General features: G+C 49.7%; 16 protein-coding genes. 1 reads left to right on the forward strand and 15 read right to left on the reverse strand.

Features of this window, described 5'->3' with window-relative positions; translation table 11 throughout:
• Positions 1-66: 66 nt before the first annotated feature.
• The 8 genes from KDM89_RS17880 to KDM89_RS17915 all read right to left on the reverse strand — a co-directional run bounded on the left by KDM89_RS17880 (position 67) and on the right by KDM89_RS17915 (position 8,798).
• A complete protein-coding gene (locus tag KDM89_RS17880) occupies positions 67-1,101 on the reverse strand; it encodes a sulfotransferase family protein (protein WP_212689294.1) in 1,035 nt (344 codons plus the stop codon).
• 50 nt (positions 1,102-1,151) lie between these two features.
• Entirely contained in the window at positions 1,152-2,129 is a 978-nt protein-coding gene (locus KDM89_RS17885; protein ID WP_212689295.1) for a hypothetical protein, read from the reverse strand.
• A complete protein-coding gene (gene cysC / locus KDM89_RS17890; protein WP_230427953.1) occupies positions 2,129-2,896 on the reverse strand; it encodes an adenylyl-sulfate kinase in 768 nt (255 codons plus the stop codon). Before cysC ends, KDM89_RS17885 begins: the two co-directional genes overlap by 1 nt.
• Positions 2,871-4,553: a methyl-accepting chemotaxis protein gene (locus tag KDM89_RS22895; RefSeq protein ID WP_329604692.1), complete on the reverse strand. Its 1,683-nt coding sequence runs from the start codon at positions 4,551-4,553 to the stop codon at positions 2,871-2,873. Before KDM89_RS22895 ends, cysC begins: the two co-directional genes overlap by 26 nt.
• 390 nt (positions 4,554-4,943) lie before the next feature.
• Positions 4,944-5,378: a GNAT family N-acetyltransferase gene (locus tag KDM89_RS17900; protein WP_212689296.1), complete on the reverse strand. Its 435-nt coding sequence runs from the start codon at positions 5,376-5,378 to the stop codon at positions 4,944-4,946.
• A gap of 11 nt (positions 5,379-5,389) precedes the next feature.
• Complete coding sequence (locus tag KDM89_RS17905; RefSeq protein WP_212689297.1) at positions 5,390-6,382, reverse strand: NADP-dependent oxidoreductase; 993 nt, start codon at positions 6,380-6,382, stop codon at positions 5,390-5,392.
• A gap of 35 nt (positions 6,383-6,417) precedes the next feature.
• On the reverse strand, positions 6,418-6,906 hold the full coding sequence (locus KDM89_RS17910) for a PaaI family thioesterase (protein ID WP_230427954.1): 489 nt from the start codon (positions 6,904-6,906) through the stop codon (positions 6,418-6,420).
• A 74-nt stretch (positions 6,907-6,980) separates the two neighbouring features.
• Positions 6,981-8,798: an acyl-CoA dehydrogenase gene (locus KDM89_RS17915; RefSeq protein ID WP_212689298.1), complete on the reverse strand. Its 1,818-nt coding sequence runs from the start codon at positions 8,796-8,798 to the stop codon at positions 6,981-6,983.
• Between the two features lie 339 nt (positions 8,799-9,137).
• On the opposite strand from KDM89_RS17915, the gene KDM89_RS17920 reads away from it, so the two are divergent.
• The gene (locus tag KDM89_RS17920; protein WP_212689299.1) at positions 9,138-10,817 is read left to right on the forward strand and encodes an MFS transporter; all 1,680 of its coding nucleotides are present in this window, start codon (positions 9,138-9,140) and stop codon (positions 10,815-10,817) included.
• Between the two features lie 352 nt (positions 10,818-11,169).
• On the opposite strand, the gene KDM89_RS17925 is transcribed toward KDM89_RS17920, so the two are convergent.
• From KDM89_RS17925 to guaA, 7 genes are all read right to left on the reverse strand, one after another.
• Positions 11,170-12,120, reverse strand: a complete 951-nt coding sequence (locus KDM89_RS17925) for an LD-carboxypeptidase (protein ID WP_230427955.1) — start codon at positions 12,118-12,120, stop codon at positions 11,170-11,172.
• Between the two features lie 37 nt (positions 12,121-12,157).
• Entirely contained in the window at positions 12,158-12,712 is a 555-nt protein-coding gene (gene tadA, locus KDM89_RS17930; protein ID WP_212689300.1) for a tRNA adenosine(34) deaminase TadA, read from the reverse strand.
• Positions 12,712-13,155 carry a 6-carboxytetrahydropterin synthase QueD gene (queD, locus tag KDM89_RS17935; protein WP_189354991.1) on the reverse strand — a complete coding sequence of 148 codons (444 nt, stop codon included), beginning with the start codon at positions 13,153-13,155 and terminating at the stop codon, positions 12,712-12,714. Before queD ends, tadA begins: the two co-directional genes overlap by 1 nt.
• An 18-nt stretch (positions 13,156-13,173) precedes the next feature.
• Entirely contained in the window at positions 13,174-13,809 is a 636-nt protein-coding gene (gene queE, locus KDM89_RS17940) for a 7-carboxy-7-deazaguanine synthase (protein ID WP_212689301.1), read from the reverse strand.
• Positions 13,810-14,243: 434 nt separating this feature from the next.
• Complete coding sequence (locus KDM89_RS17945) at positions 14,244-14,981, reverse strand: HNH endonuclease (protein WP_212689302.1); 738 nt, start codon at positions 14,979-14,981, stop codon at positions 14,244-14,246.
• A gap of 3 nt (positions 14,982-14,984) precedes the next feature.
• On the reverse strand, positions 14,985-16,424 hold the full coding sequence (locus tag KDM89_RS17950) for an AAA family ATPase (protein ID WP_212689303.1): 1,440 nt from the start codon (positions 16,422-16,424) through the stop codon (positions 14,985-14,987).
• Positions 16,425-16,803: 379 nt separating this feature from the next.
• Entirely contained in the window at positions 16,804-18,396 is a 1,593-nt protein-coding gene (gene guaA, locus KDM89_RS17955) for a glutamine-hydrolyzing GMP synthase (protein WP_212689304.1), read from the reverse strand.
• Between the last annotated feature and the right edge of the window lie 7 nt (positions 18,397-18,403).

The following is an 18,403-nucleotide window of genomic DNA, read 5'->3' on the forward strand; positions in this document are numbered from 1 at the left end:
ATCAGGCACACGGACGTATAGCAAAGAGGGATTAGCTGAACACCAGTGCCTGATTACAAAATCTATTTAAATCGTTCGCGTTGCGAGGCTATTCAGATAATCGGCGCGAAAACGTCTCAGAATAAAATCTTTGAAGTTATTCTCTTTCAACCTGACCCAGGCTTCAGTTCGCTTCATTTTGGAAACAGCTTTCGCTTCCTCCAGCATAGACGAGCTTAAATGCGTTGCAGCCTTTGTCATACGTTCATACCCGTACAAATCCATCCATTCGCCGCAGATCGATTCAATCGCGTCAATTTCATCCAGTCTCAGCTGACTCAAAAACTTGTCTTTGTTTGCCATAATCGGTGCAAAACAATTACTTTCCCACAATGCAGACATACGGGAAATTTGCTGCGCCTCGGCAGAATGGGAAACATCCAGCATCTGGGGAAGAAATGCGATGCCAAAAAAAGTACAGATTCTGCGCAGAACAGTTTCCTGATCAGCCAGAAAATCTTCGTAACGGATGGTCAGCACACGATCTGGCCATTTTTCGACGACATTTTTTGCTAAGGCATGCGCCTCGCACCAGGTCAGCGCATTCAAACGAGAATCATAATCATGGATGATTGCTTTGTTCATTGAAGCAACCTGTGCTCTCGGATCACGAACAACATTCAGGAATAACATGTCAGGAAATAATGCCATCAGTTCATCGGCATACCGCACGCTATCCAGAGATTTATCCATGACAACTCTTGCCTGATGCTGTTCACCGGCACGCAGCAACAATTCCCACAAAATACGATGCACTGAGCGCGGTTCGTCTCTTAATACCTCAAATAATTCTGCCGGATCAAAAACAATATCTTTCCACTTCACCATACTGACAGACTGCAGTCCAATAACATCCACCAGCAGACGGAAATAGTTTTCGTCGTTCGCCAAATCACCATACTGCGGTAACAAGGGCATGAAATCGATAATATGCAATGGATATGGCGAATAAAATTCAGGACTGTTATTCAATCGCAAACGCAGCGCATGACTTCCGCAGCGACGTAACGGGATCATCAATACAGGTCTTGGACGTGAATCACTTTTTTCTTGTATTGCCATGGCACATCTCCTTTTCTTCACTGCGCACATGAGTCAGCCAGACAAATTCGTCAGCCGGAAAAATACTGAAAAAACTGCCGTACAAAATGGTCTAGTTCTGAGGTAGGTAATACATTAATTCCGCCAGCCCCACGACGACCACCACCGGTCTCAAACCGCTCACAGAAAATATTCGCGGGTAGCTGATCTGGCTTTGCCGATCGTATGCTGACAACAAACGCGGAATTCGCTTTCGGAACGATGACAGCACATGATTTCAAAGGATGGTCCGCCGTAAGCTGGTTGGCGAATTCTCCGGAAATTCGTCGCGCCCAAGACTGATCCGGCAAAACATACAGAATGGCATCCTTGCCGGTTTCCGCAGGGTTCAGAGAATTAAGATACAAACGGTCGCTGTGATACCCTCTTTGCAGGGTTCTGAAGGCGCTTGCCTCGTCAATCATGTGAAAAGGATCTTTATACTGACTCACCTCTGCATACAACAACGCCGGATGAAAATGCAGATCTGCCAGCGACTCACCATAAGCGTTGTAATTCAACAGCTTTCCTAATTCACAAAGCTGCCCGGACTGATGCTCTGTTAACTCAATTTTTTCAGCCCATTTACGCGCAACATCGTTCAGATTATCGCCATAGGCAGCGACAATTGCCCATTCCGGGTAACGCCCTTCCAGTGCATTATTTACGAGAATGCTGCTGCAAACTTTAGGGTGTTCGTCCCAGTGCAATGACAAACGCGGATGTTCAAACCTGTTACTGGCACTATGGTGATCAAAATACGTAATCGCTGCCCCTGCATCCAGTAAGCGACGTATCGATGGAACATTCTGATCAAAACTGATATCGAACACAGTAATGTTATCTCCCGACGCCGCATTAAGATTTTTTAACAGACTAATATCGCGTTTGGCACCAGTGACCAACTCTGCATCCGCAGGGAATGCCATACGCCACATGTGAACAGCACAGATTCCATCGGCATCGCCATTAAAAACATCAATATCTCTGCCGCTCGCGGTAAGTGACATTACTTATCCTTAAAAGAGTCGCCCGTAAAACTATGTTCAGACAAATAATCAAACAGTACCTGCACTGAACCGCCCACAGTTTGCCTGTCACTCTTGAGAACAATTTCCGGTTGCAGCGGAATATCATAGGGCGCGCTCACACCGGTGAAGTTTGGAATTTCTCCTTTACGGGCACGCTGATACAAGCCTTTCGGATCACGCAACTCACACACCGCACTGGCAGCATCAACATATACTTCGACAAAACGCGTATCGCCAATAATTGCCCTCGCCATTGCACGATCGCTGGCAGACGGAGAAATGAAGGCCGTAATAACGATCATGCCAGCCTCGTTAAACAAATGCGCCACTTCAGCTGCACGACGTAAATTTTCACGCCGGTCTTGCTCTGTAAAACCCAGATCACTGCATAAATGATGGCGGAGATTATCGCCGTCCAGCACAACACAGGCATGTCCGGCCTGCAGCAGTTTTTTTTCTAAAGCATACGCAATTGTTGATTTACCGGCGGCACTCAACCCTGTCATCCAAAAGCAAACGGGTTGCTGATGAAAAAGAGCATGCCTCTCATGTGCGATGACACTGGTGGGATGCCAGACTACCTGCTGCTGAACAGGGGCTGGCTGATGTAAAAAACGTCCGAAGCTTTCCTGACGATCAGCAATTTCGTTCAGTAAATTTCTCATCGCCGTAGCGGGAGCAAGCGAATTCATTTCAACCTCCGCATTCAAACAACTAGAATTAACGCCGGATTTGTTTAACTGCATTGCTGCGTTTCGGAGCGATGTGTGAAACAGCTCGCTTCGGCAAAGCAACTACTTCAGCAGGTGCGACTTCCGGAACTGATGGCTTGTGCTCCTGAACCACAAACGCTGACACAACATCGTTCAGTAAATCAGCCTGATCTTGCAAAGACCGCGCTGCTGCAGCAGCTTCCTCTACCAGAGCGGCATTTTGCTGCGTCGTGTCGTCGAGCTGCACAATTGCCTCGTTAATTTGTTCGATACCGGAACGTTGTTCCTGAGTAGCAGTCATGATTTCACTCATGATTCCGGTGACTTTCTGAATGCTGCTGACAACTTCAGTCATGGTAGTGCCGGCCTGATCTGCCAGCTCGGTACCCGTCACAACTTTACTGACAGAGTCTTCAATCAGTTTTTTTATTTCACGTGCAGCCTCGGCAGACCGCTGAGCGAGGCTTCGCACTTCGCTGGCGACCACAGCAAAGCCCCGCCCTTGCTCACCAGCCCTTGCTGCTTCAACTGCAGCATTCAGCGCCAGAATGTTTGTCTGAAACGCGATACCGTCAATCACGCTGATGATTTCCACGATTTTTCGGGACGAATCATTAATCGCTCCCATGGTCTGCACAACTTCATCCACGACCGTTCCGCCACGTATTGCGACATCAGCAGCAGATTGCGCAAGCTGATTTGCCTGACGGGCATTTTCCGCATTTTGCTGAACTGTGGATGTCAGTTGCTCCATTGATGATGCGGTTTCTTCCAGTGCACCGGCCTGTTGTTCGGAACGCTCTGACAAATCCATGTTCCCTGATGCAATCTGACGTGAAGCTGCTGCAATCGTTTCGGTACCGGTACGCACTCTGCCGACGATGTCACCCAAACCGTTCCGCATGTCACGCATTGCATGCATCAGGCTATGCTGATGCTTCTCGTCCACACGAATATCCATACTAAGGTCACCACCGGCAATACGTTCTGCAATTTTGACCGCGTAAGAAGGCTCTCCGCCGAGCTGATTCAGCAAACTTTTCACAATTAGCCATGACGCAGCGATTCCCGTCAGCAGCGCCAGCCCGCCGAGCGTCAGCAGCAAGGATTTCGCCGACTGATATCCCTGCTCAGCCGCTTCAACTGCCTGCAGATTTTGCTTTTCTTCAGTCTGAATGAACTGAGAAATCAAATCCCACCATTTTTTCTGAACCGGGCGATAGTCATAGCGCAAGTGCTTATAAGCTTCTTCTTTTTTCTTTTGCATCGCGAGATCCAGTCCCTTTGCGATGAAAGATTCACTGAGTTTTGCCTGTTCGCTGATCGCTTTCAGCATCACAAGTTCGGCGTCCGTCGATTCCGGATCTTTTTTTACCAGTGCATCCAGTTTTTCCTGAGCCTGCAGATATTTTTTGTTCTGTGCGGCAATGCGCTCCACTTCAATTTGTATCTCTTTTTCTTCTTCCAGCAAAATCAGGTTACGCAAGGCAAGTGCGCGTTCCGTAACGGTGAGATACATGGTTTGCGCAAGGCGAATTTCCTCATCATTAAATTTAACAATGTGTTCGGCACGGTCATGAATACGCTGCATATTGGCGATACCAAGGCCCAGTATCAGCATCAGAAAACATAAAACCATTCCGAAACCTGCAATCAGACGGGTCGATACTTTTGTATTTTCAATTTTCACATTCGTCTCCCTTAACTCACAGCTGTTTTTAAATTAACCACTTGTTGCTATGATTCTGATTCGCATGCTAATGCACGCTATATTTAATACTTATTGATAGTTTTAAAAGCATTTTTTATACCATCAACGCACCCTCATCAAATACTCTGCAATGATCAGTTGCTGAATCTGTGAAGTCCGACAATGACAAACCATTGCGAACGTCTAGTTCAACATAGTGTGAAATTTTGTAAAATCCAGCGATATCCCGAATTTGTCTGAATTCAACTAACAACATATGTTTTTGAGCATAAAAAAAGCCGCTAAAAGCGGCTTTTTCTCAAAATACTTTAGATTTTTATCGGAAACCATGTCAAATTTTACGTTGACATGTCAATTTCTGAAATTTGATCAGAGCAGATTTCTTTGCATGGCGATGTGCGGAATACCAGCCTCTTCGAAAATTTCACCAACCCGCACGAATCCCTCTTTCTGGTAGAACGCTTCGGCTGATTGTTGCGCATTAAGCATCACAATACCGTCGCCTCTGTTTTTTGCCTGCGCCATCAGCTTGCGCAAAATCTCGGCACCAACGCCATTACCTCTGACAGATGCAAGTACAGCCATCCGGCCAACATGACCGTCAGGTAATAAGCGCCCGGTTCCGACCGGTTCCCCTGTCGTGCTGTAGGCAACTGCATGCAGGCAATTGACATCGTTGGCATCCCATTCCAGTTCTGCAGGAATACCCTGCTCTTCAACAAAAACCGCTTTACGCACAAACTGTGCATCTTGTTGCAGACTACCCCAGTCACCCAGTCTGACAGTAAATTCACTCGTTGCCATACGCCAATTCCTTAAAAACGTACCAGTTGTTTGCCAAAATTACGTCCCTTCAGCAGCCCTATCAATGCTTCCGGTGCACTCTCCAGCCCCTGGGAAACCGACTCGCGAAATTGTAATTGCTGATCTCTGACCAATACCTCCAGTTCAGACAATCCCTGCGGCCAGCATTCCGGATGCTCAGTCACAATGAAACCCTGCACCATTAAGCGCATGGTCAGCAAGGCACGTGAATTGAGGATTGGAATATCTTCGCCGTTGTAGCCGGAAATCATGCCACACAATGCAATCCGTCCAAACGGATTCATACGTGCAAGACTCGCATCAAATATTTCTCCGCCGACGTTTTCAAACACTGCATCGATTCCGTCAGGCGTTGCACTTGCGAAAGCATTCTTCCAGTCCGCCTGCTTGTAATCAATACAGGCATCAAATCCAAGTGCTTGCTGCACGTATGCACATTTTTCCGGTCCGCCGGCAATGCCGACAACACGGCAACCAAGCCGTTTTGCAAGCTGCCCTGCCGTTCCGCCAACAGCGCCGCTGGCAGATGAAATGACAACTGTTTTTCCGGCAACCGGTTTCAGTATCTGATTGATGCCATACCAGGCGGTCATCCCCGGCATTCCGAGAATACCGAGGTAAGCAGACGCCGGGATATCGGCACTAATGCGGCGTAAGCCCTGGCCGTCAGAAATCCCTAGCTCACTCCAGCCAAACATGCCAGCCACACGGTCGCCAATTTTCCATTGCGGATTTTCGCTGGCGATCACTTCACCAACCGTGCCGCCTATCATCGTTTCATTCAGTGGCTGCGGATTTGCATAGCTCTTGCGCCCACTCATGCGTCCCCGCATATAGGGATCCAGTGACAAATAATGGTTCTTAACCAGAATCTGCCCAGGCACCAGCTCGGGGACAGGTAAGGTTTCCAGTCGGAAGCATTCGCTGGCTATCTCCCCTTTCGGGCGCTGAGCCAGCACGATGCGTCGGTAAGTATTCATCATGTTCAGGAACAATCATTAAGTCGGTTATTATTCGTTCAGCGGCACATACGGCGCAACTGCGCTGCTGAATTGGCGATTTTCAGATATTTGAAGGTACCGCTGGCTTTTGCAATTAAACGCTCCCCGTCACGGATTTCAGCTTCGCAAAAACACATCGTGGTTGATTGAAAAACCACACTGGCAAATGCCTCAATGTTTGCGTCTGCAACTCCACCGGGCTGCAGGAAAGTTGTTTTCATCTCCACGGTAACAACACCCCGCTCGTCACCAACAAGGCTGCGCGCTGCGTTCGCCATGGACACGTCCAGCAGCGTCATCAGCACACCACCATGGGTAATCCCCCAGCTATTCATATGAGACGCAGTCAGTGGCAACAAAGTTCGCGCCTGTCCAGCAGGGCAAGTTCCGAACTGTACGCCAAGCGTATGCAGATACGGATGCGCTTCTGCTGTTACGGGTGTGTAGATACCATCAAAGGCGGTCGTGCCATCCGGTTGAGAATGGCTATTGTCTTGCGAAATCAAGCTGTGCTCCGGGTATGAAAAGCAAAACGCGCATCATACCCGAACCTGCATGCACCGCAGAACAACCGTGACTTTCAAAAAGACAGATCCGAAAATCCGATGACTGATTTATCAGCCTGCATCATCTGATTCAGTGTCAGCTCTGCAACGGGTAATTCCCAGAGATAAAAATAATCGAGTGCGGCCAGTTTTCCGGCACAAAAGTGAGCATCTGTACGCGCAGCGATCTGATCACAACACAAGGCCAGATCCAGCCAGATCCAGGCAACCACGATATGTCCGAACGCTTCCATATAGGGCGAAGCCTGCGCCATTGCACGTTGCTGCTGATCGTCGCTTAACAGCTGGCGCGTCACTCTGGCCAGCAAATGCATTGCCCGGGCGAGATGTTTTCCATGCACAGCCAACACATCATGCTGACCGGCTTTCAGTAAGGTTTTATGCATGGTTTCCCCAAGCAGTTCCAACGCCGTTCCGTCTTCCAGACGCAATTTCTTGCTCAGTAATTCCAGCGCCTGCACACCATGCGTCCCTTGCTGTATCGCATTCAGGCGACTATCCCGGAATAATTGTTCGGCCGGACACTGGCGTGTATAACCGATCCCGCCGAAAATCTGAATCGCCAGATGATTTGCCTGTAAACCCCACTGCGCTGACCAGCACTTTGCCACGGGTGTCAGCAACTCACGTAACAGCGTGGCATGGCGACGCAAATCTGCATCCGGTGCAGCAGACTCTTCATCACTGAGCCTTGCGCAATACAGACTCAAAGCCAGTGCACCCTCGCTGTAGCACTTCTGGCGTAACAACATGCGGCGAACGTCTTCATGCTGAATAATCGGAATTTGCGGCGAGGTCGCAGATTTATCCGCCCATGCCCTTCCCTGACGCCGCTCCTTCGCATACCGGAGTGATAGCTGATAACCTGCGCTGGCAATAGAAGCAGCAAACAGCCCCGTGCCGGCACGTGCCTCGTTCATCAGTTGCAGTAAGGGGGCCAGTCCACGATGTAACGGGCCAATCAGCCAGCCCGTGGCACCTGCTTTACCGCCCGGCCGGTGTACGCCTTCACCAAAACTCAGACTGCAATTGACCAGTCCGCGATACCCCATCGTTCTGTTAATGCCGGTTACGGCGATGTCATTCTGTGTGACCGTTTCACCATTACCGTGCCTTATCAGCGCGGGAACCAAAAACAGCGACAGGCCACGCACGCCGGGAATCAGATTACCGTGATCATCCGGCACGCGTGCCAGCACCAGATGGACAATATTGTCAGCCATCGTATGCGCACCGCCCGCCACCCACATTTTGTGGCCGTACAAGCGGTAAGCATTGGGACCATCTGGTACTGCTCGGGTTTCAATGTCTCCCAGACTGGAGCCAGCCTGTTGCTCTGCCAGGCACATAGTGCCGAACATCCGCCCGGCAAACATTGGTTTTGCGTACTGACTGATCTGCGCCGGTGTACCCCAGTGTTGAATCGTCCGTGCACAGGCCAGCGAAATTTGCGGATAGGCGGCGACAGCCGGATTGGCCGCAGCAAATAAGGCAAAGCAGGCGCGCTCCACCAATACTGGCAAGCCCTGCCCCCCATCGTTTGTCGATTGTGTCAAACCGAAAAACCCCTGATCGCGCATCGCATGCAGCGCATTGCGGATTTCCGGCGGCATGCTGACGATGCCATGCTCAAGAACCGGCTCATGTTCATCCGACAACCGCTGACACGGCCCCAGCTTCTCTGCAGCCAGCGCGGCAGCACGATCGAGCAATGCAGCAAGGCTTGCTCTGTGATGCATTTGCTTTGCGCTGTGATGCAAATACTGATCCGCCTTCAGCCAGTCAAAAAGCAAAAAATCCAGCGTTTTCCGGTTGATGAGCGACGTTGGCATGTTGTTCTCCCGCTGGACGATGACAAATGACTGACAATCATGCATCCAATGTAGTGCTTTTCCAACAAGCATGCCAGCTTCCGGATCAAGGAATTATCTGCCCTTGTCCGGTTTTACGTTTTTTTGAATATTTCTTTGTTTAAAAAGCGATTTTCAGTCATTTTTTACCGGGTAAAAATACATTTTCCCTCAGCATTTCCCTGCTGTAAGTTTCTGTAAGTTTCAAGCAAGACTCTAGTAAGGTTTGTCTCCCACACTGAAAGTAAGCAACTGAGTCAGGTGTTGCAGTTTGCCTGACGCGGCGGCCCTACACATTTAATTACACAACAGGAGACAAGCATGGCGACAGCACAAAAAGCAGCGTCAAGCGGCATGACAGCAGAAGAGCGCAAAGTAATTTTTGCGTCCTCTCTGGGTACAGTATTTGAGTGGTATGACTTTTATCTGTACGGTTCCCTCGCCGCGATTATCGCTAAACAATTCTTTGCCGGTACTGATCCGAATACCGGTTTCATTTTTGCGCTGCTGGCGTTTGCAGCAGGCTTTATCGTCCGTCCGTTCGGCGCGCTGGTGTTCGGTCGCCTCGGCGACATGATCGGTCGTAAATACACCTTCCTGGTCACGATTCTGATCATGGGTGGCGCAACGTTCGGCGTTGGCTTACTGCCGAATTTCACGACCTGGGGCATCGCAGCACCGATCATTCTGGTGACACTGCGCGTTCTGCAAGGTCTGGCACTGGGCGGTGAATACGGTGGTGCAGCGACCTACGTGGCAGAACATGCACCGAACGGCAAACGCGGTGCTTACACTGCATGGATCCAGACGACTGCAACCATCGGCCTGTTCCTGTCCCTGATGGTGATTCTGGGTACGCGTACCGCCATTGGTGAAGAAGAGTTCAACAACTGGGGCTGGCGCGTTCCTTTCCTGGTATCGGTTTTCCTGCTGGCGATTTCTGTCTGGATTCGTTTGTCTATGAATGAATCCCCTGCTTTCGCCAAAATGAAAGCAGAAGGCAAAACGTCCAAAGCACCGCTGACAGAATCTTTCGGTCAGTGGAAAAACCTGAAAATCGTGATTCTGGCACTGGTTGGCCTGACTGCTGGTCAGGCTGTGGTCTGGTACACCGGTCAGTTCTACGCGCTGTTCTTCCTGCAGCAAACACTGAAAGTCGATGGTGCAACGGCGAATATGCTGATCGCTGCGTCACTGGTCATCGGTACACCGTTCTTCATCGTGTTCGGTTCGCTGTCTGACAAAATCGGCCGTAAGCCTATCATCATGGCAGGCTGCCTGATTGCTGCTGTGACTTACTTCCCGATCTTCAATGCGCTGACCCACTATGCAAACCCTGCACTGGAAAACGCACTGAAAAACTCCCCGGTTGTGGTGACAGCTGATCCGGCAAACTGCCAGTTCCAGTTCAACCCGACTGGTACGAAGAAGTTCACTTCCTCCTGCGATATTGCAAAAGGCGTGCTGACTTCCTCTTCCGTGAACTACTCCAACGTTGAAGCACCTGCAGGTTCTGTTGCAACCATCAAAATCGGTAACGAAACTTACACATCTTTTGATGCGAAACTGACACCTGACGGCCGTAACTTCGATGCTGACAGTAAAGCGAAAGAAGCAGAATTCAAGAAAACCATTGCTGCTGCGATTAAAGCTGCTGGCTACCCAGCGAAAGCCGATCCTGCGCAAATCAACAAACCAATGGTTCTGGTTCTGCTGGTGATTCTGGTGCTGTACGTCACCATGGTGTACGGCCCGATTGCAGCGATGCTGGTAGAAATGTTCCCAACCCGTATCCGCTACACATCGATGTCTCTGCCTTACCACATCGGTAACGGCTGGTTCGGTGGCTTGCTGCCAACCACAGCCTTCGCGCTGGTGGCCTTCAAAGGTGATATTTACTACGGCCTGTGGTATCCGATCATCATCGCTCTGGCAACCTTCGTGATTGGTGTGCTGTTTGTCCGCGAAACCAAAGACAACGACATCTACTCGCAAGACTAACCCTGACCTGACTTGCCAGTGCCTGGTGAAGGTCACCGGCAGTCAGACAACAAAAAGCCCCGCCAAATTGCGGGGCTTTTTGTTTTTCAAGGATTTAGCTGTTTGCAGGTTTGCAGGCTTACATAAATCGCGACATTCATCACAACTTTGCCGGTAAAACGATCTGTCTCCCTTACGTTGCCGGACAAACTACGCAGCTGAGACAACACTCCGGATTGCCCGCAGAAGCCCGAAACTGGCCAAAACAGGCTCAAATGCGGTGTTCAGCACAGCGATCCGGCGGTCGTCGGCAGAAAGTCCGGCTCTCCGAAAATACCGGATGCGGATACCTGCACAATCCCCGCGCACATCATCAGCGCGAAACGCTTGCCAGATGCGGCAGACGGTAATGCATGGTCAGGCTGACTTCCGCACCCTGCACCAGCAATTGCGCCTGACTGCCCACCACCAGCGTTGCACGGTCCGGAATATGCCCGAACGGCAAACCGGTCACGATAGGCACCGTCACCAGCGTACGAATGTAAGCCAGCATCGCAGCAAAATCATAGCCCTGATCATGTTCCGCCAGTTTGTAGCCAGAGAAATCCCCCAGCACAATCGCCTTCTGACGGTTCAACACGCCTGCGTAATGCAGTTGCAGCAGCATGCGCTCCACACGGTAAGGATGCTCACCAATATCTTCGAGAAACAGAATTCCGTTCTGCTCCTCATGCCAGTAAGACGTACCCAGCGTATGTACCAGCATCGCCAGATTCCCGCCCCACAAACGGCCCTCTTCTGCCACCAGCATTCCGGCATCAACGGCTTCGGCCTGACGGAATTGCAAACGATGCGTGTCATGCTCCAGCACATCCACAAACTGCTGCAAGGTCCAGTGATGCAAAGGACCACGCAAAGCGTCGTCGCACAGCATCGGTCCTGCCAGCGAAGGCACGCCACGGCGCAGCAATTGCTGATGACATAATGTGAAATCGCTGTAACCAACACAGGTTTTACCGGCGGCAGCGAAGCGATCCCAGTCAATCAAAGGCATCAGCCGCGATAAACCGTAGCCACCGCGCAAAGCGAGCAAAATACCGGCATCCGCATCGTTTGCGGCTTGCATCATGGACGCAGCACGCGCAGCATCCGTGCCGGCAAAGCGTTGATATTTTGCGTCCGCATCGTAAAACGAACGTAGCGCAAAACCCATCTCGCGCAGACATGCCAAGCCCTGATCAGGATTCTGACGCGGCATCGGTGCACTACTGGGAATAACCACCGCAAGAGTTTGCGGAGAAGACAAACGAGGTAAATCAGACATGGCAGCACCGGTAAAAAGACCAGTGCAGGAGCTTAACTCAGAGCGCCCCGTTGCCGCAATGACAGGTGCAGGAAGCAGCAGCTTCTGCCCTTTTTTGTTTATTCAGACGCCGCCTCTCCGCGAAAAAACTGCGCAGCAAACCCACGCATTCTTCCGCCATCACATCGCGTGTGACCTGCGTATGATGATTCAGCTTGTCCTGTTCGAATAAATTCGTCACCGAACCCGCTACGCCGGTTTTATGATCGCTGGCCCCGAAAATCACACGACGAATCCGCGCATGCATCATCGCGCCCGCGCACATCGCGCAAGGCTCCAGCGTCACATACAAATCGCAATCCGGTACGCGGTAATTTTGCAGAGCCTGCCCGGCTGCGCGCAACGCCATCATTTCGGCATGGGCAGACGGGTCGTGCAGGCCTATCGGCTGGTTGTAGCCGGTGGCAATCAGCTTGCCATCTTGAACCAGCACCGCCCCCACAGGCACTTCGCCGATCGCTTCGGCTTTTCTGGCTTCCGCAATGGCCAGTTGCATCCACTCCGCATCCTGCGGCTGGGCTGGCACATCACGCAAATACGGCACGGCTTCCATCAGCCGTCGATCTCAGCCCAGCAGTTCGGGGTTTCGTACAGCGTGACTTTTTTCAGTTCCAGCACGCGGCCAAAGCGGTTGTGATACACCTCTTTCAGGATATCAAACGCAATCTTGGCCAGATTTTCCACCGTCGGCACACGGTCGATAATCACCGTTTTATGGCCGGGCAGTTTTTCCAGGAAATTACGCACCAGAAAATCTTTTTCATACACGATAAATGCATGGTCCCACAGATTCACCAGATGCTGATTTGCCAGCGATTTGATATCGCCGAAATCCATAATCATGCCGTTATCAGATTCACCGTCATGCTCCACCACCTCGCCAGTCAGCGTGATTTGCAGCGTGTAACGGTGCCCGTGCAGGTTTCTGCACTGGCTGCTATGGTCAGGAATACGATGACCCGCATCGAATTCCAGTTTACGGGTAATGGTTAACATGAAACTTCAGATATTCTTTTAAGGGATTTGTAACAGCTTATGCGTTTGCAGACTGAGTTTCCATTGCGGATGCTGCTTACAAAACTCAATCGCCAACCGGATATTATCCTTCTGATCCGGCCCGTCCATTGCCTGTACAAAATAATGTTCAAAATCAAGGCTGGCATATAAAGCCATATCCTGACCATCCTGCGGTATGACCACCTTGATCTCGTTACCGCGTCGCACCACCAGCTCGGAACCCATTTTCGGACTGACACAAATCCAGTCCACCCCCTCGGGTACCGGCAGCGTGCCGTTGGTTTCAATCGCAATCTCAAAACCCTGCTGATGCATCGCGTCAATCAGCACCGTATCCAGCTGCAGCAGCGGCTCACCACCGGTGAACACCACATATTTGCTTTGCGGATACGACGCAGGCCACAGGCTGTTAATCCGCACTGCCAGTTGCTCCGCCGTCGCAAACTTACCGCCGCCCTCGCCATTGGTACCGACAAAATCGGTATCGCAGAAACGGCAAATCGCCGTCGCCCTGTCCTGCTCGCGCCCGGTCCACAAATTACAGCCGGAAAACCGGCAAAACACCGCCGGACGCCCGGCATGATTGCCCTCGCCCTGCAGCGTATAAAACATTTCTTTGACGCTGTAAGTCACGCCTGATTCCCACTCTATGGACTATGGCCGCTTTCAAAGCACGCACACCAACCGGCGCACCGTTGCCTGAAATGCCACGATATTAATTCGATTCAAAACGACAACGCCGACATACAAATCGGCGTAACCGCATATGATACCACAGGCAAGTACTCAGGCTAATTCCAAACTCGTTCATTGCCAAACATGCAATCCAACTCAGAAATCAAGGAATTCAAAAATAGAATGCCATAGAAAATACCAAAATCAGACTTAATGCATCACACCATTCAGCTCAACGCACCTAGAACAAAGCAGCCAAGCTCTCCAGTGCCAAATTCACTTACTATAACCAACTTGGTTAGAACTCTGCGGTTTGCAAATATCCTTAAGGGCCTTTATTGCCAAAATTAGTACCCGTGATTATATCGATTTACCACAGTAGAACTTAACGCTTATAACTTAGATCCATCTCTCAAATGATCGCGGTTAGGGGCCGGGAACACCAAATTTGTTGTCGTCGGATCAAAGCAGCCACTTTCCGCCGTTCCCGGAAATGCTTCAATAAATCGTTTTCGCATATCAATATCACCTAGGAAAACAGTCATCCAGACACTAAAAAAACCATGCGCAAGTGCTAATTGCACAACGCAATCTCTTAAGGCATTATTGTTAGGTTCACGGACTATCTGATCCTTAAACATTGATGCTATCCCCCAAACCTCCATTCGCTGAGAAACCCGATCCAGAGCAATTTGCTTATCGTTTGCATCAGTGAGTTCTGATATTTTTTTATCCAATCCAACCAAAGCAAGCAAATCACTCGCACGATCTTGGTCTACAGGAAGCGTTAATGTGGATGAAAGCGCAATTTTACCGTCCTCCGAATATACAAATGCCGCAGACGTATTATCCCTATCTGGCAAAAAGAGGTTTGCAAGCACGACGGGTTTATCTTTTTTGGTTGCATTACAGTTAACACAAGCTAACAAAAAGTTACTCCAAGTACCTATGAGTGCCTTAGATGCAGCCAATCCCTTCGGCTGAATGTGCTCCACAGCTAAATTAGTGTTCACGCGCCTTTCACAATAGCTGCAATATGAGCCAAGCCGAGAAACCAATTCTGGTTTGGCATCCACGTAATTACTAAAATCTGATCTTTGAGGCGACACTCCACGTCTAACTGGCCGCATCTCTTACTCCCCCAACTTTGAAACACGCTGCATTTCCAAGAATGCTTGATAAGCAGGATTGTTCGCATAAGGGGCGATTGCCTCAGCTAATTTATGCCGAAACTCTTCTTGTGCTTCTCTGGGCGACCTTGCGGCCTCTTCTAATATTTCCAAATAATCTTTGGCCGCCTGTTTCATAGCTTCGTATCTTTGACTTACATCGGTGTTACCAGCACCCATAACCCCACGTGCAATGTCTTGTATTGGCATCTGCCCTAAATTTGCTGGTGGCTGCCCATCAAGTACAATCAGCTCCTCCCCAGTACGTAGCGACTGAATAAGAAATGGCGAGTGTGTCGTACAGATAAACTGCATTAATGGGAATGTGCGTCGAAGATCCTCAATAATTCGCCTCTGCCATTTGGGATGTAAATGTAGATCAAGCTCATCTATAAGAACTACACCAGGGGTCATTTGTAATGCTTGCTCTGCCAACTGAGGATTAAGCATAGCAGCTTTAATTGCCAGATCAGATGCAATCGCAACCACATTACGATAACCATCACTTAACTCAGAAAACGTATGCCATTCGCCACTTTCATATTTTAAAACCAAAGTTCTCAACTTGATGCTATAGCGTGCGTATTCAATTTCGGGCAACATCGTTTCAATCGCTCGGTACACCAACCTCAACGCTAGTGAATTAACTTCCTCATCTATTTCATTTCGACGCTCAACCCCCATCCACCGAATCAAATCATCTGGATTGCAGCGTTTATCCACACTCATGCGGTATCCATAAAATGGCTCGGATAACTTTTTTGATTCATGCAAGAGTTTTTCCAACTCATCAGCGTCATCGGCAAGTTCTGCCGGCAGCTTCCCCTTATGTTTACTTAGCGCCTTACCTGTGGTGTCGCGAACGGACTCCCATAATCGCCCGGCACCAAAATACCTAATTACCGGTAGTACATATGGCTTTTGATTTAGGACACCAACAGCCATAGATTCTGCAATTTTCTTTAGATCATTTGCTCCACGTCTGGTCGTTTTCCCACCTGCAGCCTCAACTGAACGCTCCCATTGAACAATTTTTTCAGATGAAGACGATTTTTCAGATAGTCCACCTGATTCGTACGTGCGCCCATCCTCTATATCCAGTCTACCAGCCAACTCAAATTGAATTATTCCACGAGCCGTAATACGGACTGGATATTGTGGCAATTCCCGGTACCGTCTCTCAACAAATTCGATAACGTTTCTTACATCGCGTTCCAAAATGTTTCTTGAATCGTGCCCGCGAAACCCCAATAACCATGAACCAACTGCCACAGCTGCCGCTTCTAAAAACGAAGTTTTACCAGCGCCATTCTCACCAACAATTAAATTAAATTGAGGATGAAGAGTAAAATCGCTGTCCGCATAACCACGGAAATTTTTCAAACAAAGTTTTTCAAGGCGCATAAATTACTCTCTTTAAACTCATATTGCAAATACTACGACAGCAATAAAAGAATAAATTAAATTAATAGAAAACTCACCGTATTTAAACAAAAAAAAATCACCAAATATACTTATAGACAAGAATTATTCCATTTTCGTATAGTTTTATTACTCAACTAACTCTATCAACAACTATAACGGTACCACTTTACCCATCATTCGATAAATAGATAAGCAAATTTCACAAAAAATCAGCAGTACATGTTCTCGAAAAATACAGTCAAAAAATTGACAAAAAAATATATCAACATTTAATTTCAATTAAAAGTTCTCTTTCAGAACGTGAAAAAACCCGCATAACTGCGGGCTTTTCAATCTGTAAAAATTTAGTGCAAGCTGATTATTCCCACTCAATCGTTGCCGGTGGTTTGCCGGAGATATCGTACACAACACGGTTGATGCCTCGTACTTCATTGATGATGCGGTTCGAAACGCGGCCCAGCAGGTCGTATGGCAGGTGTGCCCAGTGTGCGGTCATGAAGTCTTGTGTCTGTACCGCACGCAGTGCAACGACGTAGTCGTAAGTGCGGCCGTCGCCCATCACACCAACGGATTTCACTGGCAGGAATACGGCAAATGCCTGACTGGTCGCGTCGTACCAGGTGATTTGTTTTTCCGCTTGCGGATCGACTACGGTGTTGCGCAGTTCTTCGATGAAGATTGCGTCTGCACGGCGCAGCAGTTCTGCGTATTCGTGTTTAACTTCGCCGAGAATACGCACACCCAGACCCGGACCCGGGAAAGGATGACGGTAAACCATGCTGTGTGGCAGACCGAGTGCCACGCCCAGTTTGCGCACTTCGTCTTTGAACAGTTCGCGCAGTGGTTCCAGCAGTTTCAGGTTCAGTGTTTCCGGCAGACCGCCGACGTTGTGGTGGCTCTTGATAGTGTGCGCGCCTTTTTTGCCTTTGCCCGCACTTTCAATCACGTCAGGGTAAATCGTGCCCTGCGCCAGCCATTTTGCGTTGCTCAGTTTGCCGGCTTCCACCTGGAATACTTCGACAAATTCACGGCCGATGATTTTGCGTTTTGCTTCCGGATCAGTCACGCCTGCCAGATGGCCCATGAACTGTGCGGTTGCATCGACGTGGATGACTTTGACGCCCAGATTTTTGGCAAACATGTCCATGACCATTTTGCCTTCATTCAGGCGCAGCAGGCCGTGGTCAACGAATACACAGGTCAGCTGGTCGCCAATGGCGCGGTGAATCAGCGCAGCAGCAACACTGCTGTCCACACCACCGGACAAGCCCAGAATCACTTCATCGGAGCCGACTTGCGCGCGAATCGCAGCAACCGCTTCTTCGATGTAGTCAGGCATATTCCAGTCAGATTTGCAGCCGCAGATTTCGTGTACGAAACGGCTCAGCATTGCTTCGCCCTGCAGTGTGTGCGTTACTTCAGGATGGAACTGCACAGCGTAAAAACGACGGGATTCGTCGGCCATGCCGGCGATCGGGCAGTTTGGTGTGGATGCCATCAGCTTGAAGCCTTCCGGCATTTGGTTCACTTTGTCGCCGTGGCTCATCCAGACTTTCAGCATGCCGTGGCCTTCGTCGGTGACGAAGTCATTGATGCCGTTCAGCAGTGCGGTGTGGCCATGTGCGCGCACTTCGGCGTAACCGAATTCACGTACCAGACCGTTTTCCACCACGCCACCCAGTTGTGCCGCCATGGTTTGCATACCGTAGCAAATGCCCAGTACCGGCACACCGGCTTCAAAAACTGCCATTGGTGCGCGCGGTGTATCGCCTTCCGTCACACTGCTAGGGCCGCCGGACAAAATAATGCCGGATGCGCCGTAGGTGCGGATGAATTCGTCACTGACATCATAAGGGTGTACTTCAGAAAATACGCCTGCATCGCGTACACGGCGGGCGATCAGCTGAGTGACTTGTGATCCGAAATCAAGAATGAGGATTTTTGAATGCATAATTCAG

The organism is Cognatundibacterium luofuense (assembly GCF_018139685.1).
Lineage (GTDB): Bacteria > Pseudomonadota > Gammaproteobacteria > Burkholderiales > Burkholderiaceae_D > Undibacterium > Undibacterium luofuense.